The following is a 14,983-nucleotide window of genomic DNA, read 5'->3' as shown; positions in this document are numbered from 1 at the left end:
AGAACGAGAACTGGAAAGCCCTGATTTCCAGTAAGAAAGGCTTGATCTACAGGCTACTATTGTGCTATAGTGTACGATACAAGTAAGATAGGAAAAGCTTCGAAAGAGATATATTGAGCGGCTCGTCTGGCATCCAGAGAGCGATGTACTTGCTGCGAGCATCGTTACCAGCCCTTCTCAATGACACTCTTGAGCTAAACGGTGAACTGGCCTCCATACCTTACTAGCCGTTTTTCGGTATGCACCCGTTACTGTGCAGCGGTTTAGCTCTTATAGTATGCAAGAATGATAGAGAGCGGAACCGGCAGAGGTCTCATAAGAGATAAATGGTGGTGGTACCACGATAAGGCAGTTTTGCCCTCGTCCTCCAGGGAGGATGAGGGTTTTTTGTTATGTGCTGCAGGAGGCGCTTATGGATAACGATGGAGACGATAACGACCGCGAGGAAGACACCTAACATCCGCATGTGCGACGGGCTTGCCGGGTGTACTTCCTCACTGATTGTCGGGCAAGCCTGCAAAGCGCATTATGATGTGAGGAGCTGTTTATTCATGGAACGCATAATTACTACAGAGGTAAAAAACCATGTTGGCGAGCGCATTCGCGTCTCCGGCTGGCTGCATTCGTTGCGTCGCCTGGGTGGGATCACATTTCTTGTGATTCGTGACGGTTGGGGCACTATGCAAGCCGTGGCCGAACAGGAGGCGGAGCTGGCCCCGCTGCTTGAGCAAAATGCGGGAGTCGAAAGCGTGATTGCCGTTGAGGGTATTGTCAACAGTGAGGCCCAGGCCCCGGGAGGCGTTGAGCTCCATGACCTGCGGATCGAAGTCGTTGTGCCCATAAGCGAGCCACCTGCTATCACGCTAAGTAAAAGAAAGCTTAAGGCCAACGTTGACACTTTGCTTGATCATGCTGTCGTGACAAACCGTCATCCTACGCGTAGAGCTATTCAACGCCTTGCCGCCGGAGCAATGGGCGCCTTTCGGGATTTGCTTACCTCTAGAGGCTTTACTGAGATCCAAACGCCCAAACTTGTGGCGGCAGCTACCGAGAGCGGAGCCAACGTTTTTAAGCTTGACTACTTTGGCCGTCCCGCTTTCCTGGCTCAGAGCCCGCAGCTTTACAAACAGATCATGGTCGGGGTTTTTGAGCGCGTCTTTGAAGTAGGACCTGTCTTTCGGGCCGAGCCTCACGATACTGCACGCCATCTCAATGAGTACGTGAGCCTTGATGCGGAGTTCGGTTTTATCGAAAACCATTTTACAGTGATGGCCCTCTTGCGCGATGTGCTGGCTCATATTCTTGCCACCTTTACCCAGAATTATGGCGAGGAGCTAGAGCTTTTGCAGGTGCGCATGCCCGCCGTTCCGCCTGAGATCCCGGCTATCCATTTTGCCCAGGCCCAGGAGCTCATTTTTAAACTTCATCACGTGGATGTGCGCGGCGAGCCCGACCTGTCCCCACAGGACGAACGCTGGCTCGGCGCCTGGGCCCAGCAGGAATTTGGCAGCGATTTCCTGTATGTGGCCGGCTATCCCATGCGCAAGCGGCCGTTCTATACGCATCCCGAGCTGGAAAGGTCCGAATATTCAAACTCGTTTGACCTGATCTTCCGCGGCACCGAGCTGGTTACGGGAGGTCAGCGTCTGCATCGCTACGAGGACTATGTGGCAGCTCTCCAGCGGGCCGGGCTATCATTGGAGCCCTTTGCGGAATACCTTGAGGCTTTTAAATTTGGTATGCCACCTCACGGCGGCTTTGCCATTGGCCTTGAACGCTTGTTGATGCAACTCATTGGCTTACCCAATGTCAAGCTGGCCGCGACCTTTCCGCGCGATATTAGCAGGCTTAAACCCTGAGCCGCTGCGCTTTGGGCTTCTCTGCTTTCAGGCTTCATATGCCTTGAGCCTTGAAAACTGGGAAATAAGGGAGGGCAGGATATCCGTATCCTTGCTCTCTCCCTCGCTTTATGTGGTATATTTATCTTTTGTTATGTATGTTTTCACTATGCTTTGCGACAAATTTGCGACAAATATATGATACCCATGAGACAGAATAGATCTATATTGAAAAAAAGTGCAGAGCAATAAAAAAATAGCTAATCTATTTGCCCTGTCTTTTTAGCGCGCAATAGTAGAGAATATTCCCGCAGGCTATGCGCAACGAAAGGATACTGCTAGAAGCCATGGTATTCACATCAGCTACAATGCCAGCTCAGCGCAGCTCTACGCCATGTTCGGACGAAGTAGTTGTAAGGACTCATCATCTTTCCAAGCAATATGGAACGCGCTTTGTAGTAAACAACCTGAATCTTGAAATCATGCGGGGAGATATCTTTGGCTTTCTGGGACCCAATGGAGCTGGCAAAACTACTACTATTCGCATGTTGTTGGGGCTTGTTAAGCCCAGCTCGGGGAGCGTAGAGATCTTTGGATATGATCTTGCCAGCCATAGTACGCAAATCCTGCCCCATGTTGGCGCGCTTGTAGAGGCGCCAGCGCTCTATCCCTATATGTCGGGACGCGATAATCTGCGCTCGATTGCCTCCGTGGTGGGGGGCATCACTGAGAAGCGTATAGACGAGGTGCTAGAGTTAGTAGGCTTGCGCGGATGCTACAAGGACCGAGCGCATACGTATTCGCTGGGTATGAAACAGCGCCTGGGCCTTGCCATGGCTCTGCTGCATGATCCAGAGCTGCTTGTGTTAGACGAGCCGGCCAATGGGCTGGACCCGGCGGGCATTGTAGAGATGCGTGAGCTCATGCAGCGGCTCAGCGCTCAGCATAAGACAGTTCTCGTTTCGAGCCATTTGCTTGCCGAGGTGCAACACATGTGTACGCGAGTGGCGATTGTGCGGCAGGGCTATCTCGTCAAAGAGACAACTGTTGAGGCTCTGCTGAGTGGTCGGGGAGAGTACAGAGTGGTCCTGGAGCAAGCGCGAGCGGCTTTGAGCTTGCTTCAACAGCAGTCCTGGGGCAAAAGTGCACATCTTGATAGTAGTGGCGCGCTGATCACGGCGGGACCCGGCGAGCGCGGGCGCGACCTCAATCGTTTTCTTGTCGAAGCTGGCTTTGTGCCCGATTCGCTAACCCCGGTGACGCATGATTTAGAGCAGATTTTCTTAAGGCTTACGCGCTCGGGAGGTATGTAATGATTGGTAGTGCGGTGGCAACTTACGATGATATCGATTGCAAAAATGTGGTGCCAGGCTTCCTGAGCGTTGTGCGCGGCGAACTTTTCAAGATCTCGCGTCAGCTCATTATCTGGGTCATGCTCTTCTTTCTCATCGGGGGAACGGCGCTGGCCGCGTTCTTGCCGCTTGTAGCTGGCGAGCGACTGTGGAACGAAATGAAGGCCCAGCCTTTGACGCTGTTTTATGGCGAGTCGATATTGACTCTAGCGATCGCGCGTGTCTTTGTTGGCATCTTTTTGCTGATCCTGACTTCTTATGTGATTGGGCAGGAATATCAGTTGGGGACTATTCGCATCTTGCTGGCCCGTGGGGTAGGCAGAGTGCGCCTGCTTATGGCTAAAGTGTCGGCAATCGCGCTCATCGCCCTTGGTGTTTTCGTCTGCATCCTTCTGCTCAATTTTGTGATTACCTGCTTCGTTGCCAGCATGATTACTGGTAATCCTGGCGTGCTCAATGTCCTTGATAGCGCCTTCTGGTCTACGACTGGCATCTATGCCCTGACCGTGCTTATTAGCATGAGCGTGACCATCCTTGTCGCGACAGCCTGTAACGCGGTAACGCGCTCATTGGTCATCGGGCTAAGCGCCTCGCTAAGCTGGTTTCCTGCCGACAATATGCTTAACTTGATTTTGCAGATTCTAGCATCGGCGACGGGCAATAAATTCTGGCTTGTGCCCTCAACCTATTTATTGGGGCCGAATCTCAATAGCATGGCGGCGATTCTGGAACCAGGGAGCACGCCGCTCAAAGTGGCCTTAGGTGCTCCCCTGCTCATGAATGTGTCGCCCTCGCATACGCTCTTAGTGGCGCTGGCGTATGGCCTTGCTTTAGGCGCTGTGGCAGTAATAGTAACGCAACTGCGCGACGTAAAAGAATAATATCTCTTCGTGTGCTGAGGCAACGATAGAGTGTGTGGTTTTTCTCTTCAACGTACTCACGATGACAGGGTTTCCCAGCAGTATTGGGAAGCCCTGTCCTGCCTTATGCCGATGTGAGTTTTATCCTCCCGCGGGACCGCCTTCCAGACCTGGTTTTGTCATGCTTGCCGGATCGAGGATGCGCTGTAACTCTTCCTCGGATAGCGAGGTCTTTTCGCGCGCAACTTCGCGCACAGTTTTGCCTGTACGGTGGGCCTCTTTCGAGATGGCGGCAGCCGCATCATAGCCAATGACGGGCGCCAGTGAGGTGCAGATCGCCAGGCCGCGCTCGACCATCTCGGGTCCTTTGCTGGTGGCCTTGATGCCCTTGAGGCATTGCTCGTTGAAGTTACGGGCCGAGGCGGCCAGCAGGCTGACTGATTGCAAGAGGTTATATGCAGAAACCGGCATCATGACGTTGATCTCAAAATTACCGGCCTGACCGGCCACGGTAATCGTTGTATGATTGCCAATTACCTGAGCACATACCATACAGACCGATTCGGCGATAACCGGATTGACTTTTCCGGGCATAATTGAGCTTCCTGGCTGCACTGCCGGCAGTTCGAGCTCGCCAATGCCTGCCCGTGGACCCGAACCAAGCCAGCGAATATCGTTGGCAATCTTCATCAAGCTCACGGCCAGGGTGTTGAGCGCGCCACTTGCCTCGACGACGTTATCAAGCGTGCTCTGAGCCTGGAAATGATTGCTTGTTTCGCTGACTGCGACGCCGTTGGTCTGCGAGAGGCGTTGGCAGACGCGGGCGGAAAATTCGGGATGCGTATTAACGCCGGTCCCAACGGCTGTGCCGCCCAGGGCGACCTCCGAGAGCTCGCTCTGCGCATGGCGTATACGTGCGATGCCCCGCTCGATCTGTCCGGCATAGCCAAGGAACTCCTGGCCAAGGCGAATGGGGGTCGCGTCCTGAAGATGGGTACGCCCGGTCTTTACCACTGGCATAAACTCTTCGCTCTTTTGCTTGAGGGTCTGCTGCAAGCCTTGCAGGGCGGGGATCAGATCGTGTTCTATGCTGACCAGGGCCGCCAGGTGAATCGCTGTGGGGATAACATCGTTTGAGGATTGGCCAAAGTTTACGTGGTCGTTGGGGTGAACTTTGCGTGAGCCGCGTGCTCCCCCCAATAGCTCGCTAGCCCGATTTGCAATCACCTCATTGGCATTCATGTTGGTCGAGGTGCCTGAACCGGTCTGAAAAATATCAAGCACAAAATGGCTATCTAGCTTGCCATCAATGACTTCCTGGGCCGCCTGCACAATCGCATCGGCAATGTGGGCGTCAACGGTCTCCAACTCCTTGTTAGTCTGGGCCGCAACCTGCTTTATTTGGCCAAGGGCGCGGATAAACTGGCGCGGAAAACGCAGGTCACTGATGGGAAAATTCAGGACAGCACGCTGGGTGCTGGCTCCATAATATGCATTTATGGGAACTTGCATCTCTCCCATTGAATCGCGTTCAATACGGGTCTCTTCTATACTACTCATGAAATCCTCTCCTCTTTGAGCTTGGTTTACGCTGCTATTATATCACTATAGCTCCACTACGCCTGATACCATTGAGCAGGTGAGATTTCTTTCGAGGTCAGGAATAAAATAGGAGAGGCGGTATGTTTCGTAAAATAGCATCTTGGCTATCATAGCTCTACAGAGCTGTTTTATATAGAAAGGTATATTTATGGCAGACTTGCAAAACCCAAAGGTCCAAAAGATCCTGCATTCAAAAGCTTTTGCCCATCTGGCGACTGTTGACTCCACGGGAGCGCCTGAATCTTCGCCAATGTGGTTTCTCTGGGATGGCGAGTACATCAAGTTCACCCATACCTCTAGGCGCAAGAAATATCAAAACATTCAGCGCGATCCACGGGTGGCGATCTCCATCAACGACCCGGATGATCCCTACACTCATGCCGAGTTTCGTGGGGTAGTTGAGCGCGTCGAAGAAGATCCTGCAGGAGCCTTTTTCAATACGCTGGCTGAGCATTATGGCTCTCCCATACGCAATCCTGGCGACCCGCGCGTAATTCTCTATGTTAAGGTCCAGCATGTCGTTGGCCAGAATCTTTAATTCGTCAAACTTTGGACTATGAGTCATCCCAATAAATTTTTGTAGGCATGGTAGGGGCTAAGCCTTAGGAACGCGATAGGCCTCATTCCAGGCTGGCCCCGTTCTCTCTGCCCACGCGTGTACCATCAGTGGCAGCCCTAAAAAATACGGGATGGTTCATGCCCTTGCTTTGCCTCTGGAGCACGACAATCTTTATCTCGGTTACTGATATTTCAAGCGTGGGAGAGGTGGGCTGGAATTGGAAAAAATCTATTTGGCAGCTTGCAAAGAGCAAACAATAGCATATCCATGTAAATTTGCATGGATATGAGAAATTTTAGGCTCTATTCTCTTGCATTCTTTACAGTTAGATTAGCTCAAGGGAACTTTGCAGGAAGATGTCCCTTACGGAATCTCTTATCTTGTGTAAGATCAACAGGAAGATTCTATAAGCCTGTTTACGGTATTAAGAAGTTGATCTAACTCAAAGGGCTTCTTGAGATAGGCAACCCCTCTTTGCCGTGCCTCCTGCTCTGGTAGCGCTGCGCTTACCATCAGGACTGGGATGTTGTGAAGCTCCTTGTGAGCACGAACCCGATCGTACAATTCCAGTCCGTTTAGCCGAGGCAAACGGTAATCGAGAAGCAACAAATGCGGCCTTACGTGCTGAAGAAAATTCCAGGCCGTGTGCCCATCCGCCGTATAATACACATGGTAAGGAGTTTCCTGTTTGAGTATCTGGTAAAGCATTGACGCATGAGCTCCATCATCTTCTACCAGCAGCACAAGTTTTCTATCCTCGGCGTTACCAGATTCTGCCATAATTCCACCTCATATTGTTTTTTTACCTGGGAGAGTAGCAGGCGAGGAAGCTTCGGGGAAACGGGCAAGTAATCCTTCTTGAAGTCGCAACCCCACCTGAGCAGATGTAACGATATACCAGCCGGATACATCTTTATACACTCTTCCCGGGACCCAGTGACCTAAAATATATAGTTCAATCAGATCTTCAGCTTGAAGAGGAGATCCGTGTAGCATTAAGTGCGCTCGTTGCTGATCATATACAAGCTTTCCCTCTGCCATATCGAACTCATTCCCAGCCTCTGCATTTCTAGGGGAGATTCCCGGTTTCTTGTTTAACACGTAGCGGAGCGGCTAAGAGTTTCGACAGAGAACAAAATAAGCCTTAAAGTGCTTGACAAGAAAACACAGAGGACGCGTCAGGCCAGAGGGCCTGGGCTCGCCTGGAAGCATATGGAGGAAGGGTATGTTGGCGGAATAGTTTGTTGAAGCTGGCCATTCTGCGGGAAAATTAAGAGTTTCTTGAGGCTTTGTGACTATAATTTCGGTAGAGATCGAAATTGCTGCTACGCTTTCATCCCACACAATGATAGAAGAAGGGATGAAGGCGGGGAAGTAAGCTACTTCCCAGTTTCTCTACCCAATCTGATTGAGAAGAGAAGAAAGTGATCAAGGGCAATGGGAGTGCAGACTTGGCTTAGTGCATGGCATCTCTTACAGCTTGCAGAAATTCATCAAGCTCAAATGGCTTATAGAGCAGTTTGAGGCCTCGTCCGGATATCTCGTCACTGATCCCTTCCAGTAAAGCTGCCGAAGTAAAGAGCGCTGGCACATGTTCCAGGCCTTCAGTAGTGTGAAGTTGGTCATACAATTCCAGCCCATTCATTTTGGGTAGATGGTAGTCAAAAAGAAATAGGGCAGGCTGAAAAGATTTTACTTCATCAATACTGCGCAAAACCTCATCCCCGCTGGGAAGCGTCAAGATGCGGTAAGGTGTCTCCGATTGTAGCAAGAGACTGAGCATTTCAGCATTACTCGGATCATCCTCGACAAGCAGGATGCCCTTTGTACTATTGTTTCCGGCAGCGTTGACCTGATCTGGTCGCTGGTTTTCCACTTCCTCTCCCTCCTTTCTCACAAGATTCACAAGTTAACAGCCCGGTAGAAGAATGATAGTTCATTCTTCCACCGCTATTATAGCATGCTCAAAGCTCTTCTGGGCGCCTTTGAGACCTGGAAAACTGGATACTTTAAATAATCGGCAATGAGTGAAGCCTGAAGATAGGAAAAGCAAGCAAGAGCTATCTTTGGTCGGCCTCAAGCGCTGCCGGCATTGCGTCTATGCTTCTCCTGCTAGCCGTTGCAAACTGTATTATCTCCTGTGCTAGTTCTAAGAGTGCGTCGCGTAGTTCTGGTGGACGCTTAACGATAAAAGGCAAATTCAGTCCCATGAGAAAGCGGGCCATAGTGGGCAAATGGTCGTGATGGGTCCGGAACAGTGTGCCAGTAGGCGTTACGCTTATTTCACCGTGTGAGGACGGAATTTTCTGCTGCACAACATAGAGTTCTGCCTCAAACTCGACTTCGATTTGCCAGCGAGCTGGAATAGTTGCCAGACTCTTGAAGGCATAAGCCTGATAATCAAAGCTTGCGTCTTTGCTAAACGTCTCTGCAAGGAGTTCGACGCTGCGGATGCGGTCAAGGCGAAACAGGCGTGGTGCGTTGCGCAGACAGCAATGGGCGACTAAATACCAGAGCCCTTTATGCCCTGCAACGCCATATGGTTCAACGCGTCGTCGAGTGACTTTGTTGTGGTGCGAGCAATATTCGATAGCCACGCGCTGAGAGCTCTGGACGGCCTCGCTTAGATCAACCAGCAAACTGGCCTCTGGCCGTATCTCCTGCCAGCCCACTGGCAGAACCTGATAGGTAGAGATGGCCTGCAGGCGCTCGCGCCCGCGCAGCGGGAGCACACGATAGACTTTAGCCAGCGCCCCTTCGATAGCTACCGATGAGATATCGACACCCAGCCAGGGTGTTCCGAGCAGCCCGAGCACTATAGCTGTGGCTTCATCCTCTGTAAACAGGAGTGGAGGCAATTTAAAGCCTGGACGGAGGCGATAGCCGCCACCGGGGCCGCGCGTGCCCTCAATGGGCATGCCCATATCTTGCAACATCTGAATATAGCGACGTACGCTGCGTGGCTCGACTTCGAGACGGCGCGCTAGCTCTTCTCCGCTCAATTGTGGATGCGTCTGTAAGAGCTCCAGGATCGTAAGTAAGCGCGTCGTTGGGTGATACATTCTGGCCTTCCCACTATTTTTAGGAACGGAAATTCAAGCTTCATTGTAACGTATCTCCCTTCCAAACTGCAAGGAGCTCAAAAGCTCATGGATAGAGTAAAATTTCTGCTTGCCTTTGGCGCGAGGCTGAGCTAGTAGCCTGGGAGCAGCGAGCCGTTTGCCTATAGATATGTTAAAATTGTTGAGTGAAGGGTGTGCGCGTAACCAGGCGTTTAGCTAACGTCTTCTTTACTATCGCTAACTTAGAGTGCCGCAGTGCTCTGCTGCAGCCGAAATCACCACATATATACCAGACTGTAGGCCGGGCCATAGTATCAGCATCAAGCGTTTAATCTGCAGGAAGGACCATCATAATGTTGCTAAAGGCAGACGTGCGAAAAATGCTCGTCAATGGTGATCAGTGGGGAGCCTGGCAAGGCTATCAGCTCCCGATCAGCGAGCAGTATGTCTCTATCTGGACCCCTATCGGAACAGAGATGCACTGGAAACCCGGGACCTGGATCTCGGAGAAGCATCAGATCACCTATTTCTGGTTCCAGGCCTGGTATACACTTCATTGCCACTATTTTGCTGATGGTAGCTTTGCCGGGGTCTATTGTGATGTAGTCCTACCTACCCCGTGCTATACCAGTAGCGCGCGCGAGCTTATCTATACTGATCTTTACATTGATGTTGTGGTGGGTGAAGACTATAGCGTCTATACAAAAGACCAGGAGGTGTTTGATCGCGCCGCCCAGCGCTATGAAATCGTTGAACAGTCGCGGGCGAAATCATTCGAAGTGCTCGACTGGTTGGAACAGCATGCCCGCAACTGGACAGGCCCATTCTCCCTCCTGCCGCGTCAGTTGCCACGCACTGATTTTGAACGGCTGAGTCCTGAAGAGATCGGCCCCATTTTGCATGATGCACACTTGAGGTAAGGATCTTCGCTAGCGGCTAGCTAGATCTTCCTACGCCAGCTAGATGTGATATATGTCCTTGCCATCCCCATGAGATTATCCGCGCCCAATATTGCAGCCTGGCGAGCGATGATATATAGTGTTGAGGACGCAAATTTTCCCCTCTATATCAGCTATCATGCAGCGGGCTGTCGTTGCGAACCGATTTCGGGTTTCTGATATAGAAGGGACATTACCTAACACGTGTTCTCTAACTCTATCGTAACAAGCAGGCTAAATTCATGCTTTCAGAAGAACTACGCAGTCAGCTCACCCATTATGGGATCACCGACTTTGCTGAGGTAGCACTGCGCGAGGCGCTTGAGGCACATGCGCCTACCTATACACTCATTCGCCTGGCTCCCTGGCCGGCAAGGCGCTGGAAATGCAATTATCGCCTGATGTTAGGCGATGCTATCTACGATTCCCAGAGCGCCGCTGAGGCCTATGCGCTGGCTCTGTGTGCGACTCTGGATGCTGCTTCAACAATAGAGCAGCCAGACCAATAAACGCCAACCTGTTACTATTGTCCACTCCATTAAGGACATTTGCCTGTTTCCTATCCTTTCAGCGCATCGTTTAATATAATGGAAGGGGGGAACAGAAGCCACTGTTCTCTACTGAGAGAAACACTATACAGGGCTTGCAGAAAATGGCAGAAATCTGGCCAGGGGCGGATTTCTGTAGAAGCGATCCTTCTTAGCGAATCGCACTATATAGCTATGTACCTCTTTTCTTTATTCTGCAAGACGCTTGTCTTAGTATCTCGTTGAGTATATTGTTAAAGAAAGGGTTTATCATCCTCATGCTACGTACTATGTGTAAGGGCAAGATCCATCGCGCTACAGTTACCGAGGCCAACCTGAATTACATAGGCAGCATTACGATTGATCAGGATTTATTGGAGGCTGCCGATATCTATCCCTACGAGATGGTACAAGTAGTCAATGTGACCAACGGCTCTCGTCTGGAAACCTATACCATTCCCGGAGAACGCGGCTCTGGCGTCATTTGTCTGAACGGAGCAGCGGCTCGCCTGAACTCCGAGGGCGATATCGTGATCATTATGAATTATGGGCAATTTACTGATGAGGAGATTCGCAGCCTGGTGCCGCATATCGTCTTTGTTGATGAGAACAATTGCATAGTTGAGAAGAAGGAAGTGCCTCTTAACGAAATGTTACCAGGTTTTCGCGCCGAAGCGCACCCTGAAACTGAAGTACTTTATTCGTAACTTCGAGTAGTTCTTTCATTCGACCGCGCGGTTGAATGAAATGCTACTTTGCCACTTGCCTACCAAACGTTTGTAAGTCTCTCCATCACAGCTCCCATTTCTCCCCATTTCCTGGCCTGTTGTCATCCTCGGGCACGAGTGATATACTGAGTGACGTCAAGAAAATAGAACACAAGTCCGTCTTCAAGATTCTCCATAAGCAGGCCTTAACAGAAAGTTACTAGCGACATGCGAATTACAGCTTTGCAGCCACAGGTAAGAAATCCCGAACGAATTAATATCTTTGTGGATGGACAATTTTTGCTCGGCGCTCATGCCCTGATCGTGCTTCAGATGGGCCTTTCGCTTGATCAGGAGATTTCCCACGCTCAGCTTGAGCAGCTGCAGTGGGAAGAGAATGTACAGCAGGCCGTCGATCGGGCCTTTAACTACATCTCGCTGCGCCCACGTAGCCGCCAGGAGGTGCGCAACTATCTGCGCCGTAAAGAGACGCCGGCGGAACTGATCGAGAGCGTTTTACAGAGATTGGATAACCTGGATCTGGTCAACGATCACGAATTTGCCTCTTTCTGGGTGGAGACACGTGAGCATTTTAGCCCGCGCGGTGCCCGTGCGCTCAGGCAAGAGCTGCGCAGTAAGGGCGTGGAACGCGAAGTTGTTGATGAGCTCGTGGATGAAGAGCAGGACGAGGAGCGCGCTCTACGCAGTGGGCGTAAAAAGGCCTTCTCGCTTATCAATAACCCGGGCGTAGACTATAATGCCTTTCGCACGCGCCTTGGCTCGTTTTTGCAGAGGCGAGGCTTTAGCTATAGCATAGCCGCGCAGACCGTGCGCACGCTCTGGGAAGAATTAAAGGGTGAGCGCGCGCAGGAAGACGAGCAAGAGCCGCTGTAGCCCGGGCATAAAGATACCATGCTCAATCCCCATTATCATTATTATTGTTATCTGCAGTTCCGCTTGGAGGCGGTGTAGGTGCTGCCGGCAAGTGGACGGCTGGCAAGTTGGTAGGATTCACCAGATTTATCTTGATCTGCCCCACATTGCCAGGAATGGTATCGCCATATGAGACATGCACAACCACAGAATTGCTATCTATGCCCGCTACTTTACGAGCCACAGCCCCGGCATCCGGCACCTTCAAGCCTTTGATATTATTCTGCAATGCCTTAATTTGTGCGTCCGACATCTGATATTCGGCCACGCCGCCAACCGGGATGGCGATAGTTGCGCTTCCGTTGCTCCCAGTTTTCTGCAGAACCGGCTGGCCCACTTGAGTAAGCTGGTTAAGCAAGGTGTAGTTTGTTCCTAACTGCTGCTGGACCTGGCGCTGGAGAAGGAGGCGGGCCAGGTTCTGAGCATCCTTGTTGAGGATATATTGTACGCTTCCTTGCTCAGTTAGCGTGACAGTCACTGAATTACTGCGCTTCCCAACCTGCGGATCGAACGAGCTATTGGTATCGTTAAAGGTAGGCTTACCGAGCATCGTTGCGCCCTTGCCTTGCAGTTGTCCATTCATATCCTGGGTCAGCTGCGACATCAGGCTTTGTTTGGTCTCAATGCCCAGATTATAAACATCATCTGAGGAGACCACGCGCTCACAATCAAAGATGCAAAGAAATGGACGTCCTGTAGTCTGGCCCGTCTTCGAGAGGGTTCGGCTTGCGCTTAAGGTATAGGCTGGGATTGCTGCAGCGTTGGCGTCAACGTTTTGTAAGCCGGGCTTTGCGCTAATCGTAATCACTTTACTGATCTCGCGGGCCTGGAGCGCCATGGTCACATTGGCTACAATTGAGGCCTGGAAGAAAAAGTAGGCCGAGCCCGAAGCCACGAGCAGTATGGCGGCAATTAAGAGCGGGATCAGAGCGAGCAGAGACTTCCTGGCTTTGCGGCGGTGAGGAGTAGTCGTGATCAGCACGCCGCCATCGGCAAGATTGACCTGCTTGACGTTAGCATTTACCTGTTCGGGATCAATAAACGTTGTAGGCGCATCATAATCCTCGCTGCTGAAGATCGGCACATGAGGAGCCGCGATCACGCCTGTATGCAATGCTTTGTTCTGCTGATTTGTCTGCTGGCCATTTGCCATGCTTGGCAATCGGCGAGGGGTTGGCGCGTCATCATCGTCGTCATCGTCAGGGTTGGGAGCAACCTGCGCTCTAGTTGCCTGCGGACCCGTATGAGAGACGGCCTGAGCCGAGGTCAGTAGGGAGCGATAGGCGCTCTCAAAAGCCTTCAATAGCTCATCGGCCCTGGCAAAACGATCATCAGGGTCAGGCGCGATAGAGCGTTTTACCACATAATCCAGCGCGGGAGGAAGATGCAGCATCTCGCCTTGCTCGGGCAAGTGGCCTGTCAGCATCTGGTACAGGATAATGCCCAGCGAGTAAATGTCATTGCTCGTCGCCGCTATGCCATCCAGGCGTTCGGGAGCCATATAAGCAATGGTGCCCATCTCATGGCCGGCTCGCGTCAGCGGCGCGCTGACTGTCGCGCCGGGAATCGAGGCAATCCCGAAGTCAATCAAGCGCACATAGATCTGGTCGCTGCCTTCTTCCCTATCGAGGAGGATATTGCTAGGCTTCAGGTCTCGATGGATAACCCCGCGCTTATGAATATAAGCTACAGCCTTCACCAGCGCCGAAAAGAGCTGGTGAACCTCCGAAAGCACAAGGGCACCGCTCTGGAGACGCCTGGCAAGCGTTCCCCCTTCAATGTAAGGCGTGACAAGAAACAGGCGACCTTGCTCTTCTCCAAACTCAAATAGGGGGAGAATATGTTCATGCTTGAGATGAGCACTCACCTCGGCTTCGCGGAGGAAACGTTTGCGCGCCACAGCATCATGAACCAGGTCAGAGCGCATGATCTTTAGCGCAACTTCACGACCGAATGCCGTACGTTGGCGTGCGAGATAAACCTCGCCCATCCCCCCAACATCGATACGGCGCACCAGATCATAGTTGCCAAAATGCGCTTGCCCTTGCCCGCCGCTCTTAACATTATATGACTCTTTGATAGGACCGTGTTGTTCTTTCATGCGCTTGCTTCATAAGCCATCAATAATATGCTCTACAGAATCAGACGCATATGCAACAGATATATTAAATCAGCCCGCCAGGGATAGGCATCCACCTCGACACATGCCGCACACAGCCGTTATAGTTGCGGGCATATTTAAACACAGTGAAAAAATTTGACATGTCTTATATGCTACGTGCAGTATAACACCTGTAAGATCAGAAGTGAAGAGTTCAGGGTAGGAGCAACACAAAGTGCTAGCGTTATCGCAAGCATAATAGAACATCTTGATGTTTTCCCCTTGCACACTAGCTTCTAATGGTGTATGATATAGCCGGTTCGCACTCTACACCTGAGAGTGCTAATAATCGGCGCAAGGCCAAGCTTGCGAGCTTATATACAAAGAATTTCGCTAAATCGAAAAGCCGGCCTGGGCTGGCCAGTTCTTAGCCAGGCAGCAGCATGCCGCTGAGAACTGAGCAGCCAGAAGCCTTTCTCCCTGGCTTATGGACTTGCCCGGTCA

Annotated in this window: 14 protein-coding genes; 8 read left to right on the top strand and 6 right to left on the bottom strand. The window is 51.5% G+C overall.

Annotated features, from left to right (window positions below; all coding sequences use genetic code 11):
• Nucleotides 1–551: 551 nt before the first annotated feature.
• The 3 genes from aspS (at nucleotide 552) to EPA93_RS30055 (ending at nucleotide 4,071) form a co-directional block, all read left to right on the top strand.
• The gene (aspS, locus tag EPA93_RS30065; RefSeq protein ID WP_129891066.1) at nucleotides 552–1,859 is read left to right on the top strand and encodes an aspartate--tRNA(Asn) ligase; all 1,308 of its coding nucleotides are present in this window, start codon (nucleotides 552–554) and stop codon (nucleotides 1,857–1,859) included.
• 326 nt (nucleotides 1,860–2,185) lie between these two features.
• Nucleotides 2,186–3,151 carry an ABC transporter ATP-binding protein gene (locus tag EPA93_RS30060; RefSeq protein ID WP_165423489.1) on the top strand — a complete coding sequence of 322 codons (966 nt, stop codon included), beginning with the start codon at nucleotides 2,186–2,188 and terminating at the stop codon, nucleotides 3,149–3,151.
• Entirely contained in the window at nucleotides 3,151–4,071 is a 921-nt protein-coding gene (locus EPA93_RS30055) for an ABC transporter permease (protein ID WP_129891064.1), read from the top strand. Before EPA93_RS30060 ends, EPA93_RS30055 begins: the two co-directional genes overlap by 1 nt.
• Before the next feature lie 120 nt (nucleotides 4,072–4,191).
• Here EPA93_RS30055 and EPA93_RS30050 read toward each other — a convergent pair whose 3' ends face one another.
• The gene (locus EPA93_RS30050) at nucleotides 4,192–5,610 is read right to left on the bottom strand and encodes a class II fumarate hydratase (RefSeq protein ID WP_129891063.1); all 1,419 of its coding nucleotides are present in this window, start codon (nucleotides 5,608–5,610) and stop codon (nucleotides 4,192–4,194) included.
• Nucleotides 5,611–5,800: 190 nt separating this feature from the next.
• Between EPA93_RS30050 and EPA93_RS30045 the strand changes: the two genes are divergently transcribed.
• Nucleotides 5,801–6,190: a PPOX class F420-dependent oxidoreductase gene (locus tag EPA93_RS30045; protein WP_129891062.1), complete on the top strand. Its 390-nt coding sequence runs from the start codon at nucleotides 5,801–5,803 to the stop codon at nucleotides 6,188–6,190.
• A gap of 411 nt (nucleotides 6,191–6,601) precedes the next feature.
• On the opposite strand, the gene EPA93_RS30040 is transcribed toward EPA93_RS30045, so the two are convergent.
• The 4 genes from EPA93_RS30040 to EPA93_RS30030 all read right to left on the bottom strand — a co-directional run bounded on the left by EPA93_RS30040 (nucleotide 6,602) and on the right by EPA93_RS30030 (nucleotide 9,273).
• Nucleotides 6,602–6,991: a response regulator gene (locus tag EPA93_RS30040; protein WP_129891061.1), complete on the bottom strand. Its 390-nt coding sequence runs from the start codon at nucleotides 6,989–6,991 to the stop codon at nucleotides 6,602–6,604.
• A gap of 9 nt (nucleotides 6,992–7,000) precedes the next feature.
• Entirely contained in the window at nucleotides 7,001–7,252 is a 252-nt protein-coding gene (locus EPA93_RS51075; RefSeq protein ID WP_165423488.1) for a DUF5348 domain-containing protein, read from the bottom strand.
• 415 nt (nucleotides 7,253–7,667) lie between these two features.
• Nucleotides 7,668–8,087 (bottom strand): response regulator, encoded by a 420-nt coding sequence (locus EPA93_RS30035; protein ID WP_129891060.1) that lies wholly within the window; start codon nucleotides 8,085–8,087, stop codon nucleotides 7,668–7,670.
• Between the two features lie 184 nt (nucleotides 8,088–8,271).
• A complete protein-coding gene (locus EPA93_RS30030; protein ID WP_129891059.1) occupies nucleotides 8,272–9,273 on the bottom strand; it encodes a helix-turn-helix transcriptional regulator in 1,002 nt (333 codons plus the stop codon).
• A 353-nt stretch (nucleotides 9,274–9,626) separates the two neighbouring features.
• Here EPA93_RS30030 and EPA93_RS30025 point away from each other — a divergent pair, with 353 nt between their 5' ends.
• From EPA93_RS30025 to EPA93_RS30010, 4 genes are all read left to right on the top strand, one after another.
• Nucleotides 9,627–10,193: a ribonuclease FAU-1 family protein gene (locus tag EPA93_RS30025; RefSeq protein ID WP_129891058.1), complete on the top strand. Its 567-nt coding sequence runs from the start codon at nucleotides 9,627–9,629 to the stop codon at nucleotides 10,191–10,193.
• Nucleotides 10,194–10,453: 260 nt separating this feature from the next.
• The gene (locus EPA93_RS30020; RefSeq protein WP_129891057.1) at nucleotides 10,454–10,720 is read left to right on the top strand and encodes a hypothetical protein; all 267 of its coding nucleotides are present in this window, start codon (nucleotides 10,454–10,456) and stop codon (nucleotides 10,718–10,720) included.
• A 296-nt stretch (nucleotides 10,721–11,016) separates the two neighbouring features.
• Nucleotides 11,017–11,445, top strand: a complete 429-nt coding sequence (gene panD / locus EPA93_RS30015; protein WP_129891056.1) for an aspartate 1-decarboxylase — start codon at nucleotides 11,017–11,019, stop codon at nucleotides 11,443–11,445.
• Between the two features lie 228 nt (nucleotides 11,446–11,673).
• Nucleotides 11,674–12,339, top strand: a complete 666-nt coding sequence (locus EPA93_RS30010) for a RecX family transcriptional regulator (protein WP_129891055.1) — start codon at nucleotides 11,674–11,676, stop codon at nucleotides 12,337–12,339.
• 22 nt (nucleotides 12,340–12,361) lie between these two features.
• Here EPA93_RS30010 and EPA93_RS30005 read toward each other — a convergent pair whose 3' ends face one another.
• Nucleotides 12,362–14,479 (bottom strand): serine/threonine protein kinase, encoded by a 2,118-nt coding sequence (locus EPA93_RS30005; RefSeq protein WP_129891054.1) that lies wholly within the window; start codon nucleotides 14,477–14,479, stop codon nucleotides 12,362–12,364.
• Nucleotides 14,480–14,983: the final 504 nt, after the last annotated feature.

It is taken from the genome of Ktedonosporobacter rubrisoli (genome assembly GCF_004208415.1).
GTDB classification, from domain to species: domain Bacteria; phylum Chloroflexota; class Ktedonobacteria; order Ktedonobacterales; family Ktedonobacteraceae; genus Ktedonosporobacter; species Ktedonosporobacter rubrisoli.
The sequence above is the reverse complement of the archived record's forward strand: the minus strand, read 5'-3'. Positions and strand labels throughout refer to the sequence as shown.